The organism is Microbacterium sufflavum, assembly GCF_023091155.1.
GTDB classification, from domain to species: domain Bacteria; phylum Actinomycetota; class Actinomycetes; order Actinomycetales; family Microbacteriaceae; genus Microbacterium; species Microbacterium sufflavum.
On the sequence record NZ_JAHWXK010000001.1, the window covers coordinates 1641908 to 1666818 of the forward strand.

The window sequence follows — 24911 nt, forward strand, 5'->3', positions numbered from 1 at the left end:
GGGCGCCGGACTCCCGTCAGGCCCAGCGGCCGAGGAACGGGATCCGGCGCCACAGCGTCTCGATGTGCAGGGCGTGCCGGAACAGCCACAGCACGGCGGCGTACACCGCGCACAGCACGACACCGGCCACCAGCAGCACGAGCAGACTCGACCCCGCGAACCACGTGAACAGGAGTCCGCCCCCGCCGAAGATCAAGACGGGCGGCAGCATCGGCACGAGCAGCTTCGAGGGCTGCAGGTCCACATGCATCAGGCGGTGCACCTGCACGGCGGCGATGAGGTTGTCGGCCAGCATCACGATGACCCAGGTGATCGCGGCACCCCAGACCCCCAGGAGCGGCACGAGGGCGAGGTTGCCTCCGATGCTCACAGCCAGCGCGATCGCCTTGTTGTACATCTGCCACGTGCTCTTCCCGCCCTGCAGGAGGATGCTCTGCAGCATGCCGCACGCGGTCTGGAACATCATCGCCAGAGCCAGCAGCACCATGGGACCCCAGCCGGAGCGGAACTCCGAGCCGAAGATACCGAGGACCGCGGGACCCATCGAGATGAGCAGCATGTAGAACGGCCAGTTCATCAGGATCATCGCCCGCACGACCTTGGTGTGCAGCCGTGTGGACTCGGCGTAGTTCTCGCGGGCAAGGAGAGCGGAGATCGTCGGGGACACCGCCACGCGCATCGCCTTGTCGACCACGCCGCCCGCGCGCACGGCACGGGTGATGACCGCGTACACGCCCGCGGCGGAGGGCGAGGCGAGGGCGGCGATGATGAGCACGTCCGACCACTCGAGCGCGGTCTCCAGGCCAGAGCTCACCGTGCGCGGGGCGTTGAACCGCCAGAACTCGCCCATCGTGGGTCGCGTGCCCGGCGTGCTCTCCCGGCGACGGCGGAAGTCGCGCACGAACGGCGCCGCGATCACCACGAGCGTCACGACCAGCCAGAACGGCTGCGGCAGCAGCCACGCCTCGAACGCTCCCCACGCGCCGACCCCGGCGACCGAGACCGCGAGCAGCACGGTCAGCAGCCGGCTGGCCGGGAGCAGGATGCTCTGCAGCAGCGTGAAGGCAGTGACGCCCCGAAGCATGCGCGCCGCGATCTGCAGGACGCCGATCAGAGCGCCCACCACGACATACGGCACCATCGCACGCATCAGATCGGCCATCGCCGCTGCGTCGCGCGGCGCGGCCAGCCACTCTCCGAGCGCATCCGCCAGCAGCCAGATCGCGAGCGATACGAGACCGGAAACCACCGCGACCGGGCCGACCGCGAACATCACGATGCGCCACTCCGCCCCGGCGCGGTGGAAGGCGCGCTGCTCGGCGATGAAGCGGACGATGCCGCTGTTGGTCCCGAGCCGGAGCACCTGGGTGAGGATCGTGAAGATCCCCATGGCCTGGAAGAACAGACCGGTCCCGTCGGCACCGAGGGTGTTACCGACGATCGCGGTGAGCAGCAGGGCGGCGAGGGCGGCGAAAGCGGAGCCGAACAGGCTGATCAGACCACTCTTCGCCAGCCCCTCACTCTTCATTCGCCGCCTTCGCGAACGGCGTCGGCTGTGGTGTCCAGTACGAGGACTTGCCGAGATACTTCTCCCGCAGCAGCACCGCGAGGGCGATGCCGACGAACACCAGCTGCCTGTCCAGGCCGTAGAAGATCGACAGACCGACCGCCACGACCACACTGGCGTGGATCCACACCGCCGACAGGTTCGGCGCGTCGAACGTGCGCACCGCGCCCATCACGATCATCCCGAGGAACAGGACGAGGCCGACCAGCCCGAAGCAGAACATGGCGTTCCAGATCGCGCCCTGCGTGCCGACGTAGATCTCGCTCCAGGTGCTCGGTCGTGGAGCCCCCCACCCGATGACCGGCGATTGCAGCGTCCGCTCCCAGGTCTCGGCGTAGAGATTGCCGCGCCCCTCGGTCGTGTCGACCGTCTCCTGGCGGGCCACGATGCCGTCGAGGAACCCGGAGAGGAAGAGGATGACGGCCGCGGCGATACCCAGCACCGTGACCCAGAAGAAGGCGAGGAAGCGTCCGCGGATCAGCAGGCAGAACAGGACGTAGACGATCGCGCCCGCGATGCCGAGGAACAGGCCGCGGTTCGTGGTCGCGATCGCCGGCGGGATCGCCGCGACGAGGGCGATCACCAGGAACCACATGGCGCGCGCCGTGCGGTGGCCGATCGCCGTGCCGATCGCGATGGGGGTGAGCACCGCCATCGCCGCTCCCCAGCCGTTCGTGTACGAGAACGGTGCCGACGGGCGGACGAACGGCTCGGCAGCTCCCCACGGCGTCTGGATCTCGGCGAGGGTCGGGAACACGAGCTCCGACACGTAGTCGTTGCTCGAGATCGCGTCCGGCAGCAGCCGACCGATCGTCATGGTCAGCTGCACCTCGGGGAACAGCATCCCCAGGTAGCCACCCACGATGACGAACAGCCAGATGAAGGTCAGCCCGTTGAAGATGCGCTTGGGCGTGAGCGAGCTGCGCGCGTTGACGATGTAGACCATGATGATCGCCAGCGCGAGGAACTGGCTGATGCGTACGCCGAGGCCGACGCCGCGACCGAGCTGATCGATCATGAGCGCCGAGGGGATCATCCACAGCACGAACCCGATCCACGGCAGGATGCCGGGGACGATGAGGATGCGCCGCCGCATGATCAGCAGCGCCACCATGGGCACCGCCATGATCACCGACGCGAAGGGCAGCATCCCGAGGAGCCAGAACAGCGGGTAGCCCCACAGCACGGTCAGCACCGGCCAGGCGGGCAGCGATCTCGGCTCGACCTCCAGGCTGGGGTCTTGACCGGTCGCTGCGATCAGCGAACGGCTCGGTGAAGAGATGAGTGCCATGCGGATGCGTCCAGGTTCAGAGTGCGGTCAGCTGCGTGTACTTGCGGCGGAGCGAGCCGGCGAAGATCAGCACGTGCCAGACGAACAGTGCGGTGTAGAGCACCGCGAACGCGAACGGCAGTCCGATGAACGCCAGGACGACATACGTCGTGGAGGGATCCTGAGGCTGCTTGACGAACGACTCCAGGATGCCACGGCGTCCGTCGTCCGGGGAAGGGGGAGTCTTGGGGAGGAGCTTCTCGGCGAGGAGCTGGGAGAGGAACCAGCCGGACACGAGCACCGAGAACAGGCCGGCGACCAGCACCAACCACGGCCACGCGTCCGTGCGGAGCAGGTGCACCGCGACGGCGATGTGCACGAGCGGGGCCCGCACACCGTCGACCACATGATCGAGCCATTCGCCGGCGGGGCCGCCGCGCTTCTGGATGCGCGCGAGCTGGCCGTCGGCAGAGTCCAGGATGTACCCGATCAGGAGGAGCACGGCCGCGAGCGGCCCCGCCCACCACGCGGTGACGCCGGCCAGCACGACGACGGCCGCGAGGCCGAACAACGCGCTGACCGCCGTGACCCCGTTGGGGCTGGCGCCCCAGGTGGCGGCGACCACGGCGGCCCTGCCGCCGAGCGGTCGATTGATCCAGCGCAGGTACGCGGGAACGCCCGCCCCCGCTTTCTGTGCGGAGGCGAGCGCTCGACGCGCTTCTGCGTAGGAGATTTTCGTCATTTACGAGGCATGTCCAATGCGAGATCGAAGCTCAGGTCGGGAGTTCCGCGATAGTTGGCGTGCACAGACGCCGCGATCACGTTCGTCCCTTCCACGAGCAGATTGGCGGGCACCGCGAAGGTGACCTTGTTGGCCGCAGCCGTGGTCGCCCGCGGTGCCGCCGTGGCATACGAATTCTGCGTCAGGGTCCCCGCCCCGAGGTTCGCCCGCCCGAGCTCCACCCCGTTGAGGTATACCACGACACCGTCGTCCGCCGTAACCGTGACCGTGCCGTTCGCGACGCTCGCGGCGTCCGTCACCGTGACGGAGTGCCGGAACTGCGCGCTGAGCGGCTTGGTTGCGAGGTTCGTCGGGTCGATGTTCGTCGCCGCCGTCGCGACCCCGCGGGCGAGGACGGCCGAGCCGCTCGCCCACGAGGAGGCGTCGAACGCCACCGCGTTCCAGTCCGCCGGCAGCGGATCGGCCGAGTAGCGCCACGACCAGGCCGAACCGCTCGGCACGCTGACCGGCAGCTCGTTGTCCGACGGCGGAGTCGCCGTCGTCACCTGGACCGTCGCGGGAGTCGACGCGAGACCGCCGATCCCGACCGCGACCACGCTGTAGTCGTACGCCGTGGCGGCGGTCAGGCCGCTCTCGGTGAACGTCGTCGTCGCGGCGTCCGTCGTGCCGACCTGCTGGCCGCCCCGGCTGATCACATAGGACTGCGGGGTGGTGCCGCTCGCGGGAGCGGTCCAGGTGAGCGTGGCGGAATCGAGAGTGGTGGTCCCCGAGAGACCCGTGACCGGGTTCGGAGCCGCCGGTGCCTGGCCGCGCTCCGCCGTGAAGGCGAGGTCGAAGCTCAGGTCCGGAGTGGTGCGGTAGTTCGCGTGCACCGAGGCGGCCAGCACGTTCGTCCCGTCCACGAGCACGCCCTGCGGCACCTCGAACACGACCCGGTTCGCGGCGGCGGTCGTGTGCGACACGACGCCGTTCGCGTAGGAGTTCTGCGTGAGGGTGCCCGCGGGCATCCGCACCCGTCCGAGCTCGACGCCGTTGAGGTACAGCACCACGCCGTCGTTCGCGATGACCGAGATGCTGCCGTTCACGACGCTCAGCGCGTTCGTGACCTGGAACTCGTTGCGGAACTGCGCGCTCAGCGGCTTCGTCGCGAGGTTCGTCGGGTCGATGTTGGTCGTCGCCGATGCCACCCCGCGGGCGAACAGGCCCTTGCCGGTGTTCCACGACGCGTCGTCGAACGCGAGCGTGTTCCAGTCGGACGGCAGCGCGTCGGACGAGTACCGCCACGACCAGGTCGAGCCGTTCTCGATGAACGTGAGCGCCGAGGCCGGTGCGGGCTGCGCGACGTAGGCCGCCGTGCTCGCGGAACGGTTGCCCGCGGCGTCGCGTGCCCGGACGAAGTAGTTCGTCGGGGTCTCCGTGATCGGCACGGTGTAGGTGGCCGACGTCGTCGACGCGATCACCCGGTTGTCGCGCAGCACCTCGTAGGTCACGCCTCCGGTGTCGGTCGAGGCCGCCCAGGTGAGCGTCGCCTCGGTGCCGCCGTTGCCGGGGGTCGCCGTGATCGCGCCCGGCGTCGTGGGAGCGGTGGTGTCGCGCGGGGCGAAGCGGATGTACCCGCCCGACCACTGGTTGACCTCGCCCGCCCTGACCGAGCGGCTGAAGTCGCCGCCGGCCCACAGCACGCCGGTGCTGTCGAAGAACGTGCCCCAGGCGCCGTAGCCGGCGCGAGCCTGCACGACGGGCGACCAGGCGGCCACGAACTTGCCGGTCTGCGCGTCCCACGCACCCATCAGGTTCATCTTGTCGGCCTGCGTCCAGCCGGTGCCCACGTCACTCCACGAGTACGCGTCCTGGTAGACCCAGTGGCCGCAGTGGCAGCCGCCGATCACGAGGTTCGCGTTGTGCTCGACCGTCTGGAAGTCGCCGCCGACCTTCGTGATCGACCCGCTGACGCGCTCGAACGTGTTCCGGTCGTAGGCGAAGAGCGAGTGCTCCGAGCCGCCGAGCCACACCTTCCCACCGGCCTCGGTCACGCCGAGCTGCCAGATGTTGCCGGAGTAGGAGCCGTCCGCGTTGAGCGTGGCCTTGCTGAACTTCGGCACCCACAGCGGGTCGACCAGCGGGGCGCCCGCGGCGGTCTGGATGGCGGCCGCGCTCGGGGTGGACGTGGTCTGCTTCATCTTGAAGTAGCCGGAGAAGTAGGTGCGGTCGCCCTGGTCGGAGGCGTCGACGGCGATCGAGCTGCCGTTGAGGAACGCGTTCCAGTTGGTGTCGGGACGACCCGTCGTCAGGTTGATGCGACCGCCGTTCCAGGTGCTTGCACTGATGGTGGAGCCGACCGCGGTGAGGTGCGTCATGGCACCGGCGACGTACAGGAAGTCGCCCTGCACGTCGAGGTCGCGCACGTAGGGCACGCTGCCGGTCGCCCGGTGCTCCGCGTTGACCTGCCAGCCCGAGAGCTGCCCGGTCGTGGGGTCGAGGATCGCGATGCCCGCCTGCGGGGTGCCGTTGACCGTGGAGAACTGTCCACCGATCGCGACGCGCCCGTCGGGCAGACCTGCGATGGCCTTGACCTGACCGTTGAGCTGCGGACGGAACGTGGAGACCCACTCGCCCGTGTTCACGTCGAAGGCCGCGAGGTACGGCTGCTCGACCTGACCGGTGCCGCCCTCGTTGCGCTGCACGTAGCGGAAGTTGCCGCCGACGAAGACCTTGCCGGCGACCTCGCCGAACTCGGCCACCTCGGTGTTGAGCTCGCCGCTGCTGCCGTTGGCGAAGCCGGAGACACCCCAGACGGTGGTCATGGCGTTGCTCTCCGGGATGGCCGCGACCGTGGAGGCGGGCGTGCCCGAGGCGGGCACGGCGCCGAAGTCGAGGTTCGCGAGCTTCAGCTGCGGCCGCAGGAAGACCTGCGTGAACGGCCGCGCGTAGCCCTGGCCCGACGGCGCCCACAGGTACGAGGTGGCCGCGGTGCTGCCGCCGATGCTCGAGCCGAACGCCCAGCCGTTGATGTAGTTGTGCGACGCCTGCTCACTGAACACGACGCGGCGCAGCTGGTTGTTGTTGCCGAAGTTGTTGGTCTGACCGCCGGTGCCGGTCGAGCCGTCGAAGTTGTAGTTCTTCACGCGGTGCTCGGCGCCGAAGGTCCACACCCAGCGATCGCGCTGCGTGAACGTGAACCGGCCCTCCTGCCACGTGGTGCCGGCCGTGTTGGTGGCGCGGCGCAGGCGGATGCCGTCGGCCAGCGCGTCGACGCGGCCGTTGTTCAGGAGTCCGTCGACCGTCGCCGCCGGCAGCTGTGCCGGCTGGAACGCGTCGGTGCCGGTCGGGGTGTTGCGGATCTGGGCTGCGGTGCGCAAACCGTTGTACCCCTCCTTCCAGCCTTCGCGGCCTCGGCCGATGAGCACCCAGCCGCCGCCGGACGTGGTCTGGTCGCAGTAGAACTGCTCCGGCGCGACGAGCGCCGGGGTGACCAGCCAGTACACGCCGTCGGTGGACTGCGGGTAGTTCTGCTTGATCTCCCAGCACGACGCGGCGGCGGTCTCCTGAGAGAGGCCGTCCGGCAGTGCCGGGGGTGCGGCGTTCGCCGCGAGCGGGGTGAGCAGTGAGCCCACCAGGACGGCCGCGGCGATCATGGCGCCAGCGGCTGCGCGGGTCGCCTTCACTCTCCGCGCGGGTGCTGCAGTGTTCATGGAGTCCTTCTTCGGGTGTGAGGCTCGCCTGGAGCGACTCGGGGGTGAGTCGCTCCAGGTGCGGGTGAGCCACGTTCGGGTGTTCGAGAGATCGGCGATCCCCCGGGGGGGTGTGGGGGAGGTCAGGCTGCGGGGCAGTCCTGAACGTCGGGGATCTCGTGCGACGAGATCTTCCAGGTGTCGTCCTCGAAGACGGCTCCGTAGATGTGGGCCACGGGGTGGCCGGGGTTGTACAGCGAGTCCTTGAGCGAGTTGCCCGCCGCGTCCTTCACGTCGATGTCGGACACGTCGACGCACACCTTGAGGGTGATGGTCGCGGGGGAGGACGCCAGGTCCACCGCCGTCGGGGTGACGCTCGTGACGACCGCCTTGCCCGTCTGCGTGTAGCCCAGGTCCATCTGCTCCCGTGCGTGGGACTGCACCTCGCCGAGCACCCAGCCGGTCGCGACCGCGTCGACGCCGACCGCCGAGCCGTCGCCGCGCTGGCTGACCTCGTCGAGGGCGGCGACCACGGCGTCGGCGGCCGCGGTCGCCCGCTTGACCTCGGCGTCCTGGTCATCGCTCATCGGGCCGTCGACCACCTTCGGGACGGACTTCAGCGGATCTTCGGATGCCGCCTTGTCCTCGTCGCCGTCGTCGACGGGCTTGTGGGTGGACGAGGCCGACGGCGCTCCGCCGTTGTTCGTCACGAGGGCGACGCCAACCCCTGCGGCGCCCAGCGCGAGCAGTGCCACGGCACCGATCGCGATCCATCGTCTGCGGTGCGTCGCGGGCGCCTTCTCGCCCTCGATCACCTGACCTTCGTCATTCATCAGTAAGCCCCCTTCGGCTGGATCATCACCTTCGCGGTCCGCCACATGATTTGCAGATCATTCATGACCGACCAGTTCTCGACGTACCGCAGGTCGAGGCGCACGCTCTCGTCCCACGACAGGTCGCTGCGCCCGGACACCTGCCACAGGCCCGTGATGCCGGGCTTGATGTACAGGCGGCGGAACACGGTGCCGTCGTACGCCGTGACCTCGCTGGGAAGCGGCGGACGAGGCCCGACGACACTCATGTCGCCGGTGAGGACGTTCCAGAACTGCGGCAGCTCGTCGAGCGACAGCTTGCGCAGCACCTTTCCCACGCGGGTGACGCGGGGGTCGTCCTTCATCTTGAACAGAAGACCGGCGCCGTCGTTCTGCGCCTTGAGGGCGGCGAGCTGCTGCTCGGCGTCGGTCTTCATCGAGCGGAACTTCACCATCTTGAAGCGGCGGCCGTCGCGGCCGACGCGCTCCTGGAAGAAGAACGCGGGTCCGGGCGAGTCGAGCTTGATGAGCGCCATCAGCACCGGGGTGAGGAGGGCGATCGGGATCAGCGCGACCGTCGCGACGAAGATGTCGAGCGCCCGCTTGAGCACGTGCACCCCGCCCTCGTACGTCGGGATCTTCACCTGGATCAGCGGCAGGCCGTCGACCTGACGCAGCGAGATGCGAGGACCGGCGACGTCGGTCAGTCGGCTCGAGAGCACGAGCTCGGCGGCGGTGCCCTCGAGCTGCCAGCTGAGCTGCTTGACGAAGTCGGGGTCCCCATCGGGACGGCTCGCCACGATGATCGTGTCCGCCCCGAGCTGGGCCGCCGCGGCGGCGACGCTGTCGAGATCGCCGACGACCGGGTAGATGCTCTCCCCGATCGCGAACGCGCCGGCCTTGCGATCCACCAGCGTCGTCCCCACGACGTGGTAGCCGTTCTCTGCGCCCTTCTGCAGAGACGTGATCACATACTCGACGTCTTCGGTCGCGCCGACCACCAGGGTGCGCGACGCGTACTGGCCCCGGATCCGGCGGCGCTGCAGCCACCGTCTCCAGGCCCAGCGCGCGCCGAGCAACCCGAACGTCCCGACAGGCAGCGCGACGAGGAACAGCGGCTGCAGTCCCTCCCACGCCAGTAGGACGCCCGCGATAGCGGTGATGCCGAATGCCAGGCCGCTGGCGTGTGCCACGCGGCGGTATTCCGTGGCCCCGGAACCGAAGATGGCGGCGTCGCGGGTGTTGAGCGCCGACAGCATCAGATACCAGGCGAGGCCGAGCAGAGCAGCGTTGCGCCCCGCCTCGATCGCCACGACGCCGGAGGTCAGCTGGACCGCGACCGTCAGAGCGACGGCGATCAGGATGACAGCCGCATCCGTGATCCGCAGCCGCATCCGATAGTGACGTTCCCACTGCCGACGCCGTTCCAGCGTCGCCGAAGCGCGCGGCGTGGTCGCCGGGCGCGTGGACGACGTGGTGGCCCGCGGAGCGGTGGCCGGAACGAATCCCGTGCGAGAGATGCTCAGAGCATCCTCGACGGACGTCATGCCGAGGCCCCTTGAGCCGTGAATGTACGCAGAATTCCCCAGTGCGACATTGATTTCCCCAGTTTGATATCCCCAGACCGTGAACCCCACGTTCACGGCAGTCGTCTGCGTCCCGACCCCTCGGGTCCTGCTGGAACTCCGTGATCCCACATCTCGGAGTCGAAGGCGCCGTCCCAACCGGCGGCTTCGTGCAGCAGGCGCTGCAGACCTGGAACACTGTAGCGGAACCGGCTATGAAACGGAAGACAAATCCGGGGAATGGATGAAACCCCGTCGGCGGTGGTGCACGGCCGGGTGCGAGCCGGGCGCTATCCTGACGCGGTGATGGCGCCCCCACCCTCTCCTCGTTCTCGCCTGCGCACCATGCTGCCCCGTGACCCGGCGCAGCCGCATCGCACCGCGAGCACCCTCGAGCTGTTCTTCGACCTGGTGTTCGTCGTGGCCGTGAGCATCGCCTCGTCGCAGCTGCACCACGCCCTCTCGCACGGGGACTTCGTCCACGGCATCACGTCGTACGCGATGGTGTTCTTCGCGATCTGGTGGGCGTGGATGAACTTCACGTGGTTCGCCACCTCGTTCGACACGGACGACTGGCTCTACCGCGTGACGACGTTCGTGCAGATGGGCGGGGTGCTCATCCTCGCGGCCGGTGTGCCGCGGGCCTTCGACGAGGGCGACTTCACCGTGCCGGTCATCGGGTACGTCGTGATGCGCGTGGCCATGGTCGCGCAGTGGCTCAGGGCCTCACGGTCGGCCGGTGCGCTGCGCTCCGCCACCCGCCGGTACGCGGCGGGCATCGCCGGGGTGCAGGTGCTCTGGGTGCTGTTCCTCCTGATCCCGACGGGGCCCGCCCAGCTCGTGGCGTTCGTGGTGTTCGCCCTCATCGAGATCTCCGTTCCGGTGTTCGCCGAATACCGCCGGCAGACCCCGTGGCACCGGCACCACATCACAGAGCGCTACGGGCTGTTCACTCTCATCGTGCTGGGGGAGAGCCTGCTCGCCTCGGCGAACGCGATCATCGACGCGCTCGACGAGGTCGAGGCGCTCGGGCCGCTGATCGCGATCTCGGTGCTCACGCTGGTGGTCACCGCCTCGCTCTGGTGGATCTACTTCTGGCCGCCGCATCACCGCGCGATCACCTCGTTCCGCCGGTCGCTGCGGTACGGCTACACGCACTACTTCGTGTTCGCGGCGGCCGCCGCCTTCTCGGCAGGCATCGAGGTGGAGCTGGACGTGCTCACCGGTGAGAGCCACCTGTCGAGCATGGCCGCTTCGTTCACCGTGACCGTCCCCATCGCGGTGTTCCTCCTCGGCGTCTGGTGGATCGCGATCAAGGAGAACGCCGACCGTGTGGTCAACACGGTGGTGCCGACCGGAGCGGCACTCGTGCTGTTGGATCCGGTGCTGCCGGTCCCGGTGACGCTCACCGCACTGATCCTGGCAGCCGTCGTGGTCGTGCTCGTGGTCCGACCGCCGGTCACGCGCGAGGCCGAGGCGCCGGTGGGGACGTAGGCGCCGCGCCGCTCAGACGCAGGCGGCGAACAGGGCGAGGCACTCCTGACGCAGTCGCGAGACCGCCTCCGTGTCGCCGCGCAGATGGCGGATGAGGGCGTTCTGGAGCATGCCGTCGGTCAGGGCGTACGCCAGGGTGGCGTCGAAGCGACACGGTTTCCCGGCGAGTTCCGCGTAGCGCGCGAGCACCTCGCCGATCGCTTCCTGCAGCATCTGCTCGATCTGCTCGATCGTGTCGCCGAAGCCGGACTCGAACAGTGCCTGATTGCGCAGGTCGTACCAGAGGCGGTGCAGCGACGCGTCGTCCTTCAGGCTCCTGGCCATCTCGTCGGCCACGCGCCCGGCGAGCTCGTCGGGGGTGGTCGCCGTCTCGATGATGGCGGCGTAGCGCTCGGCCGGCTGGCCGCGCGAGATGCGGACGGCCTCCGCGATGAGGTCGTTCTTGTCGGTGAAGTAGTAGTGCAGCGAGCCGTGGGAGAGCTCGGAGTGCTGGGCGATCTCGCGCAGCCCCGTGCGGGCGAACCCGCGTTCGGCGATCGCCTCCAGCGCGGCCTCCGCCAGGCTCCGTCGACGGAGGGCGAACTTGTCGGTCCCGGCGCGCTCGGCCCTCTTGATCGCTGTGTTCATCGTCTCGTCTCGACTCCGTCCCTGCGTTCGGTATCGGTCATGCTAGTGGGCACCGTCACGGATTTGAACAGTCGTCAAGTGAAAACTGGACACTCATCCAAGAAAAACTTGACACTTGACCAATCCCGTGATGCACTGGATGGATCGCGATCGTGAGCGTCCCCAGCGCCCGATCGTCGACCACGCCGCGCGCGCGATTCCCCGTCGCCCCGGCAACCGCTGCCTGACGAACTCTCGCTCGGCAGCGTGCGCGGCGGAGCGATGTCCCCACCTCCTCCGTCGCGCCCCCGAAACCGTCGTCACGGCATCTCTGCTAGACTGACGATGCAACGTGTGCGTTTCGCCCCTCTCGGCCGCCGCGTCGCCACTGATCAGGGCCCATCCACGGTTCGCGCACATCGACGCGCGCGACGCCGCCTTCGATCTCCTCACTTGCGGACCGCCCTGCGTGCCCGCCACATAGCAATGAGCATCACCATGAGCACCACCACCGTCCCTCCGTCCGACCCCCTCACCTGGAAGCAGGCCGACATCGACGTGCACGTCGCCACCCGCGGCGGCGAGTTCGCCGGCTTCGTCGAGTTCGACGGCGCCGCACACGTGCTGCGCGACGAGCGCGGTACCGACCTCGGTACCTACGCCTCGCTCGACGACGCCTGCGACGCACTCGACGCTGCGACCCGGCCCGCACCGCGCTCCGGGCTCCGGTCCGTGCCGCGCTCCGGACGCCGCCGCGTACGCCGGGCCAGGGCCTGACCACACCGACGACACGACGAAGGCGCGAGCAGAGAGCTGCTCGCGCCTTCGTCGTGTCCGGCTCTACCGCTTGCTGTCGTCGGTCTCCACCACGTCGATCGTGATCTTCTCGAGCGGGCTGTCGTCGTCGAGCTCGTCGTCCAGCACCTCGTCGCCCAGGAACGTCTCCACGACCGTCTCGGTGGCCTCCGAACCCGACTCGTCCTCGTCGTCGATCGTGGCCTCGGCGACCGCGATCGACGAGGGCAGCGCATCGTCGCTGAAGATGCCGTCAGGGCGGATGAGCTCGCGCACCTCGGCCATGAAGCTCGACAGCTGCTGCTGCTGCCAGCGCAGCTGCCGCGTGCGGTCCTCGGCGTCGTGCAGCACCGCGGTCGTGTGACCGGTGACCGCATCGACGATCTTCTGCGACTTCACCCTGGCGCGGTCGAGGATCTCCCTGGCGCGCACCTGCGCGTCCGCCTCGATCGCCTGCGCCTGCGACCGCATGAGCCGCTCGTAGTCGTCTGCCTTCGCGGAGATCCGCTGCGCGTGCTCCAGGGAAGCGGTGACCTGCTCGTTGGCATCGGTCGTGATGCGCTCCGCGTGCGCGACGGCCTGGTTGTGCAGCACCAGGAACTCCTGCTGCGCGTCGTCCTGGCGACGGGTCAGCGTCTCCTCGAACTCGAGCACGCGGGCGTTCATCTCGCGCACCTCGCGCTCCGCATCCGCCCGCAGCTGCGTGGTCTCCCTCGTGACGAGCGAACGCAGCGCCGCCGCGCCCTTCTCGGCCTCCGTGCGGATCGCGGTGGCCTCCTGCGACGCCTGGTTCACCTTCTCGGCGGCGTGCGACGCCTCCCGCTCGATGCGTGCCTCGTGGGCCGTGTACTCGGTCTCCATCTTCAGGCGCACCTGGTCGGCGTCCCGCTGGGCCTGCGAAGTGATGCGATCGGCGTCGGCCTCGGCCTCGGCGCGCTGCGCGGCGACCTCTTCGCGCGCCGCCGCCATGAGCCGGTCGGCCTGCACGGCGGCGTTCTGGATCAGCACGTTCGCCTGCTCCTCCGCGACGCGCAGGATCGCCTCGAACTGCTGACGAGACGGCGCCTCCTCGCCATCGGGCTGCGGGGTGTCGACGAGCTCCGAGGTCAGCGTGGCGACCTGCTGCTCGGCGTCGGCGGCCTTGGCGTTCGCGGCGGCGAGCTCGCTCTCCAGCGCCTCGCGCGCCTCACGCTCCTCCGCGCGGATGGCCTCGACCGACTCGGTCTCCCTGGTCTGCGTCTCGGCGAGCTGGTCGGACAACTGCTGCACCTGCGCCCGCAGGGAGGCGAGCGCCGCGTCGACCTCGCCCTTGTCGTAGCCGCGGAAGCCGATCGTGAACGCGGCGTTCGACGCCGACGACGACTGCTGGTCGCGCGGTGCCGTCTCGATCAGCTGGTCGAAGAAGTCCGGCGACCGCTCGTCGCGGGAGCCGTCCGGGGAGTCGCTCATGGTTGGGCCTTTCTGGCGTGTCCGGACGCGGAGCGGGGGCTCCGACCGCCGAACGGGATCGCACGCACGGACGAGGAGGCCGCCCGGCGCACGTCGCGACCGTGTCCTCAGCGGACGCTGTGCCGGGCGCGACGCGGTCCTAGCCTAGTTGCGCCGGCTGTGGATCGTGAGCCCCTCTTCACACCGGGGAGGGCGGTGCCGACGGACGGTTCATCCGGAGCGCGACCAGCGGGCATTGCGATCGTCGAGCAGCGCGCCACGGACGTACGAGACCGGCGGCCCGTCGGACACCGTGATGCCCCGCGCCCCCGCCGCCGCCGCGACGCGGGAGCGCAGCTCGGTCCACAGCGCCGTGGTCTGCGGGAACCCCATGTACTCGCGGAAGGTCTCGACGCGCAGCACCGCGCCCATCGGGTCGGCGGTCACGCGCACGACGGTGTCGTCGGGGTCGACGAAGCGGATGCCGATGGCGCCGTCTTCCACCGGGAGGAAGTCCTTGCCGGCGGCCGCTGCCATCGTCAGGAGCTCACGTGCCTCCGGGGCGGGCGCGTGGATCCGCAGCGTGCGACCGAACTCGGCGAGGGCCTTGTCGAGCTGGTCTCGCGCGAAGCGGTCGCCCGCGCGGCGTCCTGCGGCCGCGGTGCTGCGGTTCAGCCACGGGCGCAGGAAGGCGGCCCCGATGATGATCGCCAGGATGAGCAGTCCGAAGAGAAGGAGAGTGGGAACCACGACTGATCCGTGTGGGCGGAACGGCGGTCCGTTCAGCGGGGTGCGGTGAGCGCGTCCAGCACGAGCTCACCGGAGGAGTTGAGCGCCTGCATGATCTCCTGCACGCGGTGCGGGTCGATGCGGGGCGGCTCCGCCGCGTCGAAGCCGAACTGGAGCGGGATGGCCGGGTGGATCCAGATCGTCGCGCGCTTGTCCACCCCGGCTGCGACGGGCAGCCAGGTCATCATGAAGCTCTCCTGTCGACGGAGCTTCGTGGAGATCACGATTTTCAGGTGCGCCAGGGTCTCATCCTCGATGAGAATCGGGTCGGAATGACCGTCGTAGCGGAGTCTGCCCATAGTGCTGACCGTACACCGCTCCGAGGCCCTCTGCCTCTCATCCCTGATCGGCGCAACCCCCTTCGGTGCGAGGAACCGGAGGCCTATTGTCGCCGGACAGGCGGGCCTCGGAAACGCGCAGACGGGACAGGTGACGGCAGTGACACATGAGGCGAAGAGGACGGCGCGCGTGCGGATCGTCGTGAACGATGTCGGCTTCGTGCTCGCACCCGGTGAGTCGGCGGACGGGATGAAGCAGGAGATCGATGCCGCGGTCCGGGCGGGAGGCGGGTTCGTCGCGTTCACCGTGGCGGACGGGTCGCGGGTGAACGTGCTCGTCTCCCCGATGAGTCACGTCGTGATCTCGGTCGAACCGCACGACGCCGAACCCGATGAGCCTCCGGTCGCGATCTTCCCCCGAGGCGACTTCTTCGACCACGAGCTGCTCTGACGCGGACAGCGCCGGAACCCGCCCCGACCGATCCGTCGCCCGCGGGGTGGCGTTGACGGGTATCGCGCTCCGCGCTTGGTACGGTGACCGCGGTGGACATGATGTCCCTGGGGCCGCTGAGCAAGAGAGAACGTCACGATGAAGCGCACGTCCCGCTTGCGCCTTGGCCGCATCGGGATCGTCGCCGTGCTCGCGGTGATGCTCGGCACCCTGGCTCCCGCGTTCACCACGGGCGACCCGGCCGCGGCCGCCGCGCCCGACGGCTACATGGTCTACCCGGCGTCTGGCAACATCCAGTCCAAGGTCGGTGACGGCTGTCTGGGCAACTACCGCGCCCACGACGGCATCGACATCTCACGCAACGGCGGCACCCCGATCCTGGCGGCCTACGACGGCGTCGTCCGCACGCGCACGTCGAACGGCGGATACGGCAACTACACCGACATCGAGCACGCGGGCGGCTACGTCACCCGCTACGCCCACATGGCCAGCACCGCGTGGTACCCGCCGGGGACCCGCGTGCTGCGGGGCCAGCAGATCGGCGTGGTCGGCAACACCGGCAACTCCGCCGCCTACCACCTGCACTTCGAGGTCTGGCTGAACGGCCGCGTCTACTCGCAGATCAACAACGGTTTCACGTGCCTGTCGAACGTCACGCGCGGTGCCACCATCCCGCTGTTCTTCCCCGGTCTCGGCACCGGCTCGGGCACCGTCGCCTCCGCGGACTACACGGGCGACGGCAACGCGGACGTGCTCGTGGTCGCCGGCAACGGCGACCTGCGTCTGCGCACCGGCAACGGCCAGGGGTCGTTCGCCGCGGCGACCACGGCCCTCGGACTCTGGGGCGGCAGCCGTCGCCACGTCACCCACGCCGACTTCAACGGCGATACGAAGGCCGACCTGATCGCGGCGAGATCCGACGGCACGCTCGAGTTCTACGCCGGGAACGGTGCGGGAGGATTCGCGGCCGGGACCGCGATCGGGAACGGCTGGTACGGCCTGCTGCACATCGTCTCCGGCGCCGACTTCACCGGCGACGGCAGACAGGACGTGATCGGCGTCGCCCCCAACGGGGCGATGTCGCTGTACGAAGGCAACGGCTCCGGCGGCTTCACCGGGCGCGTGACCACACTCGGCGTCGGGTGGGAGGGCTTCCACTTCATCGTGGGCGGCGACTTCGACAACGACGGCAAGGGCGACCTGATCGCCGCCTCGGACACCGGGACGCTCTACTTCTACCGTGGCGCGAACTACGGCTTCCAGACGGCGCGGGTCGTCGGCGAGGGGTGGATCGAGTTCACGGCGCTCACGGGCGGGGTCGACTACAACGGCGACCGCCGGGCGGACCTCCTCGGACGCACCCCTGCGGGCGAGGTCTACCTGTACAGCGGTCTCGGCGACGGGACCTTCGGGACCAAGACGCTCGTGGGCTCCGACTGGGGCGGACACCTCACGATCGAGTAGGGTCTGGTGCCGCGTATCGTGGGCGCATGGCGGCTTCCACGTTCGACGAGATCGTCGCGGACCTGTACGCGGCGTCGCCGGGCGACTTCGTGGCGGCGCGCACCGCTCGCGCGAAGGACACCGCGGATGCCGCCACCGCCGCGGCCGTGCGAGAGCTGCGCAAGCCCTCGGTCGCGGCGTGGGTCGTGAACGTGTTCGCTCGGGAGAGGGCGGAGCAGCTGGGGGAAGCGCTGAGCCTGGCCGCCGAGCTGCGGGAGGCGCAGGCGGACCTCGACGCCGCGGCGCTGGCGAAGCTCGGACGTGAGCGGCGCGCCCTCACGCGACGGCTGGCGCAGGCGGCGGGACAGCTCGCGCAGTCGCGCGGGGAACGCGTGACGACGGCGACGCTGGACGCGGTCGAGCAGACGATCTCCGCCGCCTTCTTCGACCCCGACGCGGCGGCGGCGGTGGCGTCGGGGCGACTCCTGCGCGCCCTGGAGCCGAACGCGTCGGGCGACGACGTCCGCGAGGCCGTGGCGGGGGAGGTGCCGACACTCGCGCCCGCCGCGCCGCGCCGCGCGGATGAGCTCTCCGCGCGGCGGGCTCGACGCGAGGCCGAACGGCGCGTGACCGCGGCGGAGAAGGAGCTCGCGGCGGCGGAGCGTGCAGTGGCGAAACAGGACGATGTGCTGCGGACGCTTCGCGCGCGCGCCGAGGAGCTCGACGACGATATCGCCGACCTCGAGGCGCAGCTCGCACAGCTGCGCACGGAGGCCGAGCGCATCGCGGGAGAGCTGCCGGGGGCGACCGAGCGTCAGGAGGAGGCCGTGGCGTCGCGCGACGAGGCGGCGCGGGATCGCGAGGCGGCGCAGCGGGCACTCGATGCGCTCTGACCCTGGTCTGCGCGGCACGTGTGCGACGATGGCTGGCATACGGAGAGGCGAGGGGGCACCGTGAAGCGGAGCACGAGGGTCGGCGCTGTGGGCGTGGCCGCGGTGGTCATGGCCACCGTGTTGTCCGGATGTATGGGCGGGGCGGACTTCGCCGTGCTCGAGAAGGAGCCTCAGGCGGCTGACGCCCTGCCGGATGCCGCGGTCGACGACAACGACGGCGTCGTCGCGCCGGACACCGCCCGGTTCGTGGGGAAGGACGGCGACGTGTCGCTGTGGCTCGCGCGACCCGCGTCCGGCAGCGGGATCTGCGTGGTCGCGTATCAGAGCGATGACGCGTACGCCACGGGCTGTGCCGACAACGGGACCTGGGTGCGCCTCAGCGGGGAGCTGGGCACGTACGAGGTCGCGCCGGACGGCTCGCCCGCCCCCGAGGGGACCGAGCGGCTGTTCGACAACGTGTTCGTGCCGGCGGGGTGAGGGCGAGCGTCTGCGTCCGGGGCAGCGCCAGGGTCAGGCCGTGATCGGGCAGAGAGGTGTCGGGGGCGACGCCTCGGTGAGCCCCATCAGTATCCGCAGTGCGGAGCGGACGCGCAGCTAGACGAGCAGAGCCCACACCGCGACCGCGATCGCGACGACCGACGCCACCGAGCGCACGCCGTTCAGCGCGTTCCATCGGCGTTCGAATGCGGCGCGTGTGGTCGTGGCAGAAGTCGTCGAGCCGTCCAACGCGTTGTTCAGCGGGACGTTGCCGGCCACGGTGACGACGACAGCGCCGAGGAAGAACACGACCCCGCCGGCGGCGAGCAGCCACCCGCGCGCAGAGTCCAGCGCGAGCAGGCCCGCCCACACCAGGAACACCGGGGGCAGGAAGATCGGCAGGAGGAACAGCGGATTCACCACCGCGCGGTTGATGGCGCGCATCGAGGTGACGAAGGTCGGGTCGTCCGTGCGCCCGAGGCCCGGCATGACCCCGGTCGAGAAGGACCAGAACGTGCCGCCTCCGAGCGCGAGAAGGACGAGGCCGACGGCGGCGAGTGCGTCTGTGAGCTCCACGTCGGGCACTCTACGACATCGTCGCGTCGCCGCGGATGCGCGGCCCTCCTAGGCTGACCGACATGAGCGAAGACCTCGGCCGCACCGTCATCGCGGATCTGTGCCGCCTTCCCAACCCCGAGGCGATCGACCGCACGGCGTTCGTCGAGCTCGGCGGCGTCGAGCAGTTCGTCTCGATCCGCGGCCGCAGCAGGGCGAACCCGGTGCTCGTCGTGTGCCACGGCGGTCCGGCGCTCCCGTCGTTGCCGTCGTCGTGGATCTGGCAGCGCGGGGTCGAGGAGTACTTCACCGTCGTCAACTACGACCAGCGCGCCAGTGGCAAGTCCGCGGCGAGCGTGTCCGACGGGCTGGATCTCCGTGTCGAGAGGTATGTCGACGATCTCGTGGAGCTGATCGCGTGGGTGCAGGCCGAGCTCGGCGTCCGGAAGGTCGGGGTGCTCGGCCACAGCTGGGGGACGATCATCGGCCTCACTGTGGCCAGGCAGCGACCCGACCTGCTGTGGGCGTACATCGGCGTCGGCCAGGTCATCTGCGGTCCCGAGAACGAGGTCGAGAGCTTCGGTCACGCGATGCGGAGTGCCGTCGCGGATGGGAATGAGCGGGCGGTCGCGGAGCTGCAGTCGCTCGGGGAGTATCCCGGCGCGGAGCCGTTGACCGTCGAACGCATCGTGACCTGCCGGAGGTGGGCCCAGCACTACGGGGGTCTGTCCGCGTATCGGTCCGACTTCGCGTACTTCACGGAGTCGCAGGAGCTGTCTCCGTATTACACCGATGCCGACCTGGGGTTGATCGGCGCCGGGCAGCAGGTGACCATGACCGCGGTGCTCCCGGCCCTGCTCGGCTTCGACGCCCGCGATCAGACGGCGTTCGAGGTGCCGATGCTGCAGTTCCTCGGACGCCACGACTGGACGACGCCCACGGGCCCCGTCGTGCGCTGGCTCGAGCACGTGACGGCACCGTCGACGCACGTCGTCTGGTTCGAGAACTCGGCGCATCTGTGCATGCTCGAGGAGCCGGGCACGTTCCTCGTGAGTCTCGTCACCCGCGCGCTGCCCCATGCGGTCGACGCGATGCCGGTGGGCGGGCAAAGCAAAACCCCCGCCATGTAGAAGCTAGGCGAGGGTTTCTGGGCTGATTGTAATGATCAGCCTTGTGGCTCCGACCGGCATCGATCCGGTGACCTTTCGATTTTCAGTCGAACGCTCTACCAACTGAGCTACAGAGCCGCGCGGCGATGGTGCTGCCGCGTCCTAGACGAAGAGCCCTCTCCGAAGAAAGAGCTCGTCGCACGGAGCGACCCTGACGGGACTTGAACCCGCGACCTCCGCCGTGACAGGGCGGCACGCTAACCAACTGCGCTACAGGGCCATACTGGTGTTTTCAATTGTATCGGATGGAGTGACCCCAACGGGATTCGAACCCGTGCTACCGCCGTGAAAGGGCGGCGTCCTAGGCCGCTAAACGATGGGGCCGAGTCAGTCCCGGGAGGACTTCCTTGCCGACGCTCAAGCATAAGGGATGACGCGAGCAAATCGCGAATCGAGGGCGATGCGTCTTCCCCCGGGCGTGTTTCGGGAGGACCATGGAGGTCACGATGGTGCTGCGGGGGCCGTGCCATTTCGCTGGTGCGGATGTGAATGTTGTTGTTAGTGTGACATCTGTGAAACCGGCGGAAGGGGCCGCGTGAACGACAAGAATCCGGTGGATGCTGCCTCCGCCGCCTCCGCGGAGTGTGGCTGCGCGCCCAGCCCGGCCGAGAGCCATGCGTTCTGGAAGGCGGGCATCAGCCGTCGCGGGGCCATCGGCCTCGGCGCCCTCAGCGTGGTCGCCCTCAGCGCCTTCGGCATCTCGTCGGGCGTCTCCGCCGCCTATGCCGCGTCGTACCCGAGCTGGGACGACGTGCAGCGCGCCAAGCAGAACGAAGCCGCCAAGGCGGCCGAGGTCTCGCGGATCGAAGGCCTCATCCAGTCGCTGACCCAGAAGGTCGCCGAGACCCAGGCCGCCGCCGAGGCTGCGTCCAACGAGTTCTACAACGCCCAGCAGGCCTACTTCGCCGCGATCGCCGAAGCCGACGCGCTGCAGGAGAAGGCCGACGCCCAGGCCGCCGCGGCCGACGAGTCCGCCCGCAAGGCCGGGCAGGTCGCTGCGCAGCTGTATCGCAACGGCGGCGACAACACCTCGCTCGAGCTGTTCTTCGCCGGATCGGCCAGCAACGCCGATGAGCTCCTTGCGCGACTGGGCTCGATGGACAAGCTGCTCGAGTACAACCGCTCGGTGTACGACGACGCCGTCGCCGCCCGCAACGCCGCGCAGTCGCTCAGCGACCAGGCCGTCGTCGCGCGGGACGAGCGCGACCGGTTGCAGAAGATCGCCGAGGGGAAGATGGTCGCCGCGCAGCAGGCGGCCGATGCGGCGCAGGCCGCCCTCGACGAGCAGTCCGCGAACCTGGCGACCATGCAGGCGCAGCTCGCCGCGCTCAAGGACACCACCGCCACCACCGTCGCGCAGTACCAGGCCGGCGTCGAGGCCGCCCGCAAGGAGGCCGAGCGCCGTGCCGCCGAGGAGGCCGCCGCGAACGCGGGGGGCAACAGCGGTGGAGGAGGAACTCCGGGCTCCGGGGGATGGGTCCGTCCGCACGGCGGCTACCGCAGCTCCGGCTACGGTCCCCGTTCGCAGCAGTGCAACTCCCGCGGCTGCTCGTCCAGCTGGCACTACGGGGTCGACCTCGCGAACGGCTGCGGGGCGGCGATCTACGCGGCGCACTCGGGCACCGTCGACGCGGCCTTCTACAACGGCGGGTACGGCAACTACGTGCGCATCCAGCACGGCGGCGGTGTCGCCACGGGCTACGCGCACATCAAGCCGGGTGGTTTCGCGGTCCGCAACGGCCAGTGGGTCGAGGCCGGACAGGTCATCGCCTACGCCGGCAACACAGGCGGCTCGTTCGGCTGCCACCTGCACTTCGAGGTGTACATCAACGGCCGCTACACGAACCCCATCAACTTCATGGCCGACCGGGGCATCTCCGTCTGAGGTCGGTCGCGCAGCAGAAGACCCCCGGAGCGCCGTGCTCCGGGGGTCTTCTGCATCAGCTCAGTGGCCCTGCTCGCCGAACCGGGCGATCGCCTCGTCGAGGATGCGCTGCGCCTCGGCGGCGTTCCCCCACTCGTCGACCTTGACCCACTTGTTGGGCTCCAGGTCCTTGTAGTGCTCGAAGAAGTGGGCGATCTCCTTCTTCGTGTACTCGGCGATGTCGTCGATGTCCTGGATGTGGGCCCAGCGCGGGTCCTTCGACAGGACCGCGACCAGCTTGTCGTCGCCGCCGGCCTCGTCGCTCATCTTGAGCACCGCGACGGGGCGGACCTCGACGACGACACCGGGGTAGATCGCGTGGTCGAGCAGCACCAGCACGTCGAGCGGATCGCCGTCTTCGCCGAGCGTGTTGTCGAAGTAGCCGTAGTCGGCCGGGTAGCCGAAGGTCGTGTACAGCACGCGGTCGAGGTGCACGCGCCCCGTCTCGTGGTCGACCTCGTACTTCACGCGGCTGCCGCGCGGGATCTCGATGACGGCGTCGTGTGCGCCCATGCGTGTGCTCCTCAGAAAGTTCGGTTGGATGCCGCCGACCAGCCTACTCGCGGGCCGGCGGCTCGACGTCCGTGCGGTGACCGCGTGCGCGCCGGTTCAGCAGGCGCGCGAGCGGCCCGTTCAGCAGCAGGAGCAGGAGCGCGGCGTAGCCGTTCGGCGCGGCGAGCGCGGCGATGACCAGGGCGATCGCGAACAGGATGATCGCGGCGAGGTCGCCGACGACGCCCGCGCGGAGCACCGACGCGGACGCCGTGGTGAGCTGCGGGTGGCGCAGCAGGTAGAGCCAGCCGCCGAGGGTCGTGACCTGCGTGCCGATCAGTGTCCCGATGTACACGACCGCCTGCAGCGGATCGGAGTCGAGCTGGCCGAGCATCGCCGTCGGCACCGGCAGCCACACGATCGTGGCCATCCAGCCCACGTTGATCCACAGCAGCGCCGGGGTGATCCGCTCGACGTCGCGGTACTGGCTGTGATGCCCCATCCAGAACACCGCGATGAGGAGGAAGCTCAGCGCGAAGCTCAGCAGCTGGCCGGAGTGCTCCGTGAAGAACTCGGCCGTGCTCCGATTCCCCGCCGCCGTGTCGGAGACGGCTTCCAGCAGCGGGAGGATGAGCAGCGTCATGGCGATCGCGACGACCGCGTCGACGAAGGCCGTGAACCGCTCGGTCCGATACAGGTACGGCCTCGCGTTCTCGGTCACCGCGCCAGAATATCGGCGAGGGTGGGCGGGAGCCAGGGGGTCGCGAGGCGCTGGCGGTGCCCTAGCGTGGAGTGATGCCGTCGCTCGATCCCGCCGTCGCCGAGATCCGCCTCGCCGTGCGCACCGCGCTCGCCGACCTCCCCGAAGGGAGCACCGTGATCGTCGCGCTGTCGGGCGGTGCCGACTCCCTCGCGCTCGCCGCCGCCACCGCGTTCGAGGCCGCCAAGCGAGGTCTCCGCGTCGCCGCCGTCACGGTCGACCACGGGCTGCAGGACGACTCCGCCGCGGTGGCCGATCGGGCCGCGCGAACCGCTGCGGACCTGGGCCTCGACCCCCTCGTCGTTCGGGTCGAGGTGTCGGGCGATGGCGGACCGGAGGCGGCCGCCCGCGACGCGAGGTACCGTGTGCTGCGCGACGCGGCGAACGACCTCCGGGCCGCGGCGGTGCTGCTCGGCCACACGCTCGACGATCAGGCGGAGACCGTGCTGCTCGGGCTCGCCCGGGGTTCCGGCGCCGCGAGCCTGCAGGGCATGGCCGTCGAGCGTGCCGACGACGACGGTGTGCGGTGGCTTCGGCCGCTGCTCGGCGTGCGCCGTGCGACCACCCGGGCGTTCTGCGCGGCGGCCGGGCTCGACGCCTGGGACGACCCGCATAACAGCGACGACCGGTACAGCCGTGTCCGCGTGCGCGACCGCGTGCTGCCGGTGCTGGAGGCCGAGCTCGGCCCCGGGATCGCGGAGGCCCTGGCCCGCACGGCCGAGCAGCTGCGCGAGGACGCGGAGGCGTTCGACGAGATGATCCACGAGACCATCGAGGACATCGTCGAGCACGCCGAGGCCGGCATCTCCGTGAGCGTCGCCGCCCTCGCCGCCAACCCCGCCGCGCTGCGCAACCGCATCATCCGCCTCGTGGTGGACAGCGAGTTCGGCGTGAGCCTGACCCGCACCCAGACGGTCGAGGTCGCCCGCCTGGTCACCGACTGGAGCGGACAGGGCCCCATCGACCTGCCCGGCTGCTCGGCGCGGCGCCAGGGTGGGCGCCTCGTGTTCACCGCCGCCGGGCGCTGAGTCGCCGGGCGCGGCACGTCGGGCGAGCGTTACTTCTTGCCGCCGAACAGCCCGCCCAGGATGCCGCCCAGGTCGATCCCGCCGCCCGAGCCACTGCCGCCGCCGAGCAGGCCGCCCAGCACGTCGCCCAGGCCGCCGCCCGAGCCCGAGCCGCTCTGACCGCCGCCGCCGAGGATGCCGCCGATCACATCGCCGATCCCTCCGGAGCCCTCGGCCGTCGGCTCCGTCTTCGCCGTCTTGTCCTTCGTCGCGTTCGCGATCAGCCCCATCACGATGGGGGCGAGGATCGGCAGGAGCTTGCCGAAGTCGATGCCCGGGGTCGCCTTCGACTCGGTGAGCTGCGTGGTGACCTCCTTCTCCTTCGACCCGAGGATGTGCGCGACGATCTTGCCGCCGTCGGCCTGGTCGATGTCGTCGACCGAGGCGGCGCCCGTCGCGCCCTCGTGCTTCTTGAGCGCCTTCTGGATCGCGTCGGAGCCCTCGGGGGTCTCCGCGTTCTTCGCCAGCCCGCCGAGCAGCACCGCGCCGCCCTGCTCGACCGCGGTCTTCGCCTCGTCGTGCGAGACGCCGAGCTTCTTCGCGATGTCGTCGATCGGAACCTGGCTGAGGATGTCGTCGAGGGCCATGGGGATCCTTCCGTCGGGGGCGTCCGCCCGTGTCCCGCTCACAGTAGTGCGCTCGTGCGCGGATGGGGAGATGTCC

The 24911-nt window shown here is 69.8% G+C and carries 23 protein-coding genes and 3 tRNA genes; 9 read left to right on the top strand and 17 right to left on the bottom strand.

The annotated features are described in order from the left end of the window. Window positions 1–16 precede the first annotated feature (16 nt). From KZC56_RS07980 to KZC56_RS08005, 6 genes are all read right to left on the bottom strand, one after another. Window positions 17–1528 carry a lipopolysaccharide biosynthesis protein gene (locus tag KZC56_RS07980; RefSeq protein WP_247638307.1) on the bottom strand — a complete coding sequence of 504 codons (1512 nt, stop codon included), beginning with the start codon at window positions 1526–1528 and terminating at the stop codon, window positions 17–19. Beyond that, window positions 1518–2858: an O-antigen ligase family protein gene (locus tag KZC56_RS07985; protein WP_136029364.1), complete on the bottom strand. Its 1341-nt coding sequence runs from the start codon at window positions 2856–2858 to the stop codon at window positions 1518–1520. Before KZC56_RS07985 ends, KZC56_RS07980 begins: the two co-directional genes overlap by 11 nt. Window positions 2859–2874: 16 nt before the next feature. Then, window positions 2875–3579 carry a CDP-alcohol phosphatidyltransferase family protein gene (locus KZC56_RS07990; protein WP_247638308.1) on the bottom strand — a complete coding sequence of 235 codons (705 nt, stop codon included), beginning with the start codon at window positions 3577–3579 and terminating at the stop codon, window positions 2875–2877. After that, complete coding sequence (locus KZC56_RS07995) at window positions 3576–7271, bottom strand: fibrinogen-like YCDxxxxGGGW domain-containing protein (protein ID WP_247638309.1); 3696 nt, start codon at window positions 7269–7271, stop codon at window positions 3576–3578. The genes KZC56_RS07990 and KZC56_RS07995 overlap by 4 nt, the downstream gene beginning before the upstream one ends. Window positions 7272–7393: 122 nt before the next feature. Then, window positions 7394–8083: a hypothetical protein gene (locus tag KZC56_RS08000; RefSeq protein WP_136044643.1), complete on the bottom strand. Its 690-nt coding sequence runs from the start codon at window positions 8081–8083 to the stop codon at window positions 7394–7396. After that, window positions 8083–9609: a sugar transferase gene (locus KZC56_RS08005; protein WP_136029372.1), complete on the bottom strand. Its 1527-nt coding sequence runs from the start codon at window positions 9607–9609 to the stop codon at window positions 8083–8085. The genes KZC56_RS08000 and KZC56_RS08005 overlap by 1 nt, the downstream gene beginning before the upstream one ends. A 363-nt stretch (window positions 9610–9972) precedes the next feature. On the opposite strand from KZC56_RS08005, the gene KZC56_RS08010 reads away from it, so the two are divergent. Beyond that, on the top strand, window positions 9973–11121 hold the full coding sequence (locus KZC56_RS08010) for a low temperature requirement protein A (protein ID WP_247638310.1): 1149 nt from the start codon (window positions 9973–9975) through the stop codon (window positions 11119–11121). A 12-nt stretch (window positions 11122–11133) separates the two neighbouring features. On the opposite strand, the gene KZC56_RS08015 is transcribed toward KZC56_RS08010, so the two are convergent. Continuing rightward, entirely contained in the window at window positions 11134–11748 is a 615-nt protein-coding gene (locus KZC56_RS08015) for a TetR/AcrR family transcriptional regulator (RefSeq protein WP_247638311.1), read from the bottom strand. Between the two features lie 477 nt (window positions 11749–12225). Here KZC56_RS08015 and KZC56_RS08020 point away from each other — a divergent pair, with 477 nt between their 5' ends. Further along, window positions 12226–12504, top strand: coding sequence for a hypothetical protein (locus KZC56_RS08020; protein ID WP_136029378.1), 279 nt, complete (start codon window positions 12226–12228; stop codon window positions 12502–12504). Window positions 12505–12567: 63 nt separating this feature from the next. Here KZC56_RS08020 and KZC56_RS08025 read toward each other — a convergent pair whose 3' ends face one another. From KZC56_RS08025 to KZC56_RS08035, 3 genes are all read right to left on the bottom strand, one after another. Continuing rightward, window positions 12568–13971, bottom strand: a complete 1404-nt coding sequence (locus KZC56_RS08025; protein ID WP_136037116.1) for a DivIVA domain-containing protein — start codon at window positions 13969–13971, stop codon at window positions 12568–12570. A 210-nt stretch (window positions 13972–14181) separates the two neighbouring features. Next, window positions 14182–14700, bottom strand: coding sequence for a hypothetical protein (locus KZC56_RS08030; protein ID WP_247638312.1), 519 nt, complete (start codon window positions 14698–14700; stop codon window positions 14182–14184). A gap of 32 nt (window positions 14701–14732) precedes the next feature. Continuing rightward, window positions 14733–15038 carry a DUF7882 family protein gene (locus KZC56_RS08035; RefSeq protein WP_136029383.1) on the bottom strand — a complete coding sequence of 102 codons (306 nt, stop codon included), beginning with the start codon at window positions 15036–15038 and terminating at the stop codon, window positions 14733–14735. 169 nt (window positions 15039–15207) lie between these two features. Here KZC56_RS08035 and KZC56_RS08040 point away from each other — a divergent pair, with 169 nt between their 5' ends. From KZC56_RS08040 to KZC56_RS08055, 4 genes are all read left to right on the top strand, one after another. Next, window positions 15208–15468: a hypothetical protein gene (locus tag KZC56_RS08040; RefSeq protein WP_136029385.1), complete on the top strand. Its 261-nt coding sequence runs from the start codon at window positions 15208–15210 to the stop codon at window positions 15466–15468. A 138-nt stretch (window positions 15469–15606) separates the two neighbouring features. Then, entirely contained in the window at window positions 15607–16932 is a 1326-nt protein-coding gene (locus KZC56_RS08045) for a VCBS repeat domain-containing M23 family metallopeptidase (RefSeq protein WP_136029387.1), read from the top strand. A 26-nt stretch (window positions 16933–16958) separates the two neighbouring features. Then, window positions 16959–17804: a transposase gene (locus KZC56_RS08050; RefSeq protein ID WP_247638313.1), complete on the top strand. Its 846-nt coding sequence runs from the start codon at window positions 16959–16961 to the stop codon at window positions 17802–17804. A 60-nt stretch (window positions 17805–17864) separates the two neighbouring features. Then, window positions 17865–18281, top strand: coding sequence for a hypothetical protein (locus tag KZC56_RS08055; RefSeq protein WP_247638314.1), 417 nt, complete (start codon window positions 17865–17867; stop codon window positions 18279–18281). Between the two features lie 117 nt (window positions 18282–18398). Here KZC56_RS08055 and KZC56_RS08060 read toward each other — a convergent pair whose 3' ends face one another. After that, a complete protein-coding gene (locus tag KZC56_RS08060; protein ID WP_247638315.1) occupies window positions 18399–18857 on the bottom strand; it encodes an anthrone oxygenase family protein in 459 nt (152 codons plus the stop codon). Window positions 18858–18919: 62 nt separating this feature from the next. Here KZC56_RS08060 and KZC56_RS08065 point away from each other — a divergent pair, with 62 nt between their 5' ends. Then, a complete protein-coding gene (locus KZC56_RS08065) occupies window positions 18920–19966 on the top strand; it encodes an alpha/beta fold hydrolase (RefSeq protein ID WP_247638316.1) in 1047 nt (348 codons plus the stop codon). A gap of 44 nt (window positions 19967–20010) precedes the next feature. Here the strand turns inward: KZC56_RS08065 and KZC56_RS08070 are convergent. The 3 genes from KZC56_RS08070 to KZC56_RS08080 all read right to left on the bottom strand — a co-directional run bounded on the left by KZC56_RS08070 (window position 20011) and on the right by KZC56_RS08080 (window position 20329). Then, window positions 20011–20083: transfer RNA gene (locus KZC56_RS08070), tRNA-Phe, on the bottom strand. A gap of 68 nt (window positions 20084–20151) precedes the next feature. After that, window positions 20152–20225, bottom strand: a tRNA-Asp gene (locus tag KZC56_RS08075). 31 nt (window positions 20226–20256) lie between these two features. Continuing rightward, window positions 20257–20329: transfer RNA gene (locus tag KZC56_RS08080), tRNA-Glu, on the bottom strand. A gap of 211 nt (window positions 20330–20540) precedes the next feature. Between KZC56_RS08080 and KZC56_RS08085 the strand changes: the two genes are divergently transcribed. Continuing rightward, a complete protein-coding gene (locus KZC56_RS08085) occupies window positions 20541–21890 on the top strand; it encodes a M23 family metallopeptidase (RefSeq protein WP_247638317.1) in 1350 nt (449 codons plus the stop codon). A gap of 60 nt (window positions 21891–21950) precedes the next feature. Here the strand turns inward: KZC56_RS08085 and ppa are convergent, their stop codons facing one another. Together ppa and KZC56_RS08095 are read right to left on the bottom strand one after the other, a co-directional pair. Further along, entirely contained in the window at window positions 21951–22442 is a 492-nt protein-coding gene (gene ppa, locus KZC56_RS08090; protein ID WP_096713254.1) for an inorganic diphosphatase, read from the bottom strand. A 43-nt stretch (window positions 22443–22485) separates the two neighbouring features. Next, the gene (locus tag KZC56_RS08095) at window positions 22486–23142 is read right to left on the bottom strand and encodes a TMEM175 family protein (protein ID WP_136028534.1); all 657 of its coding nucleotides are present in this window, start codon (window positions 23140–23142) and stop codon (window positions 22486–22488) included. Window positions 23143–23216: 74 nt separating this feature from the next. On the opposite strand from KZC56_RS08095, the gene tilS reads away from it, so the two are divergent. Beyond that, entirely contained in the window at window positions 23217–24209 is a 993-nt protein-coding gene (gene tilS / locus KZC56_RS08100) for a tRNA lysidine(34) synthetase TilS (RefSeq protein ID WP_247638318.1), read from the top strand. Window positions 24210–24238: 29 nt separating this feature from the next. On the opposite strand, the gene KZC56_RS08105 is transcribed toward tilS, so the two are convergent. Beyond that, on the bottom strand, window positions 24239–24835 hold the full coding sequence (locus KZC56_RS08105; protein ID WP_136028532.1) for a DUF937 domain-containing protein: 597 nt from the start codon (window positions 24833–24835) through the stop codon (window positions 24239–24241). Between the last annotated feature and the right edge of the window lie 76 nt (window positions 24836–24911).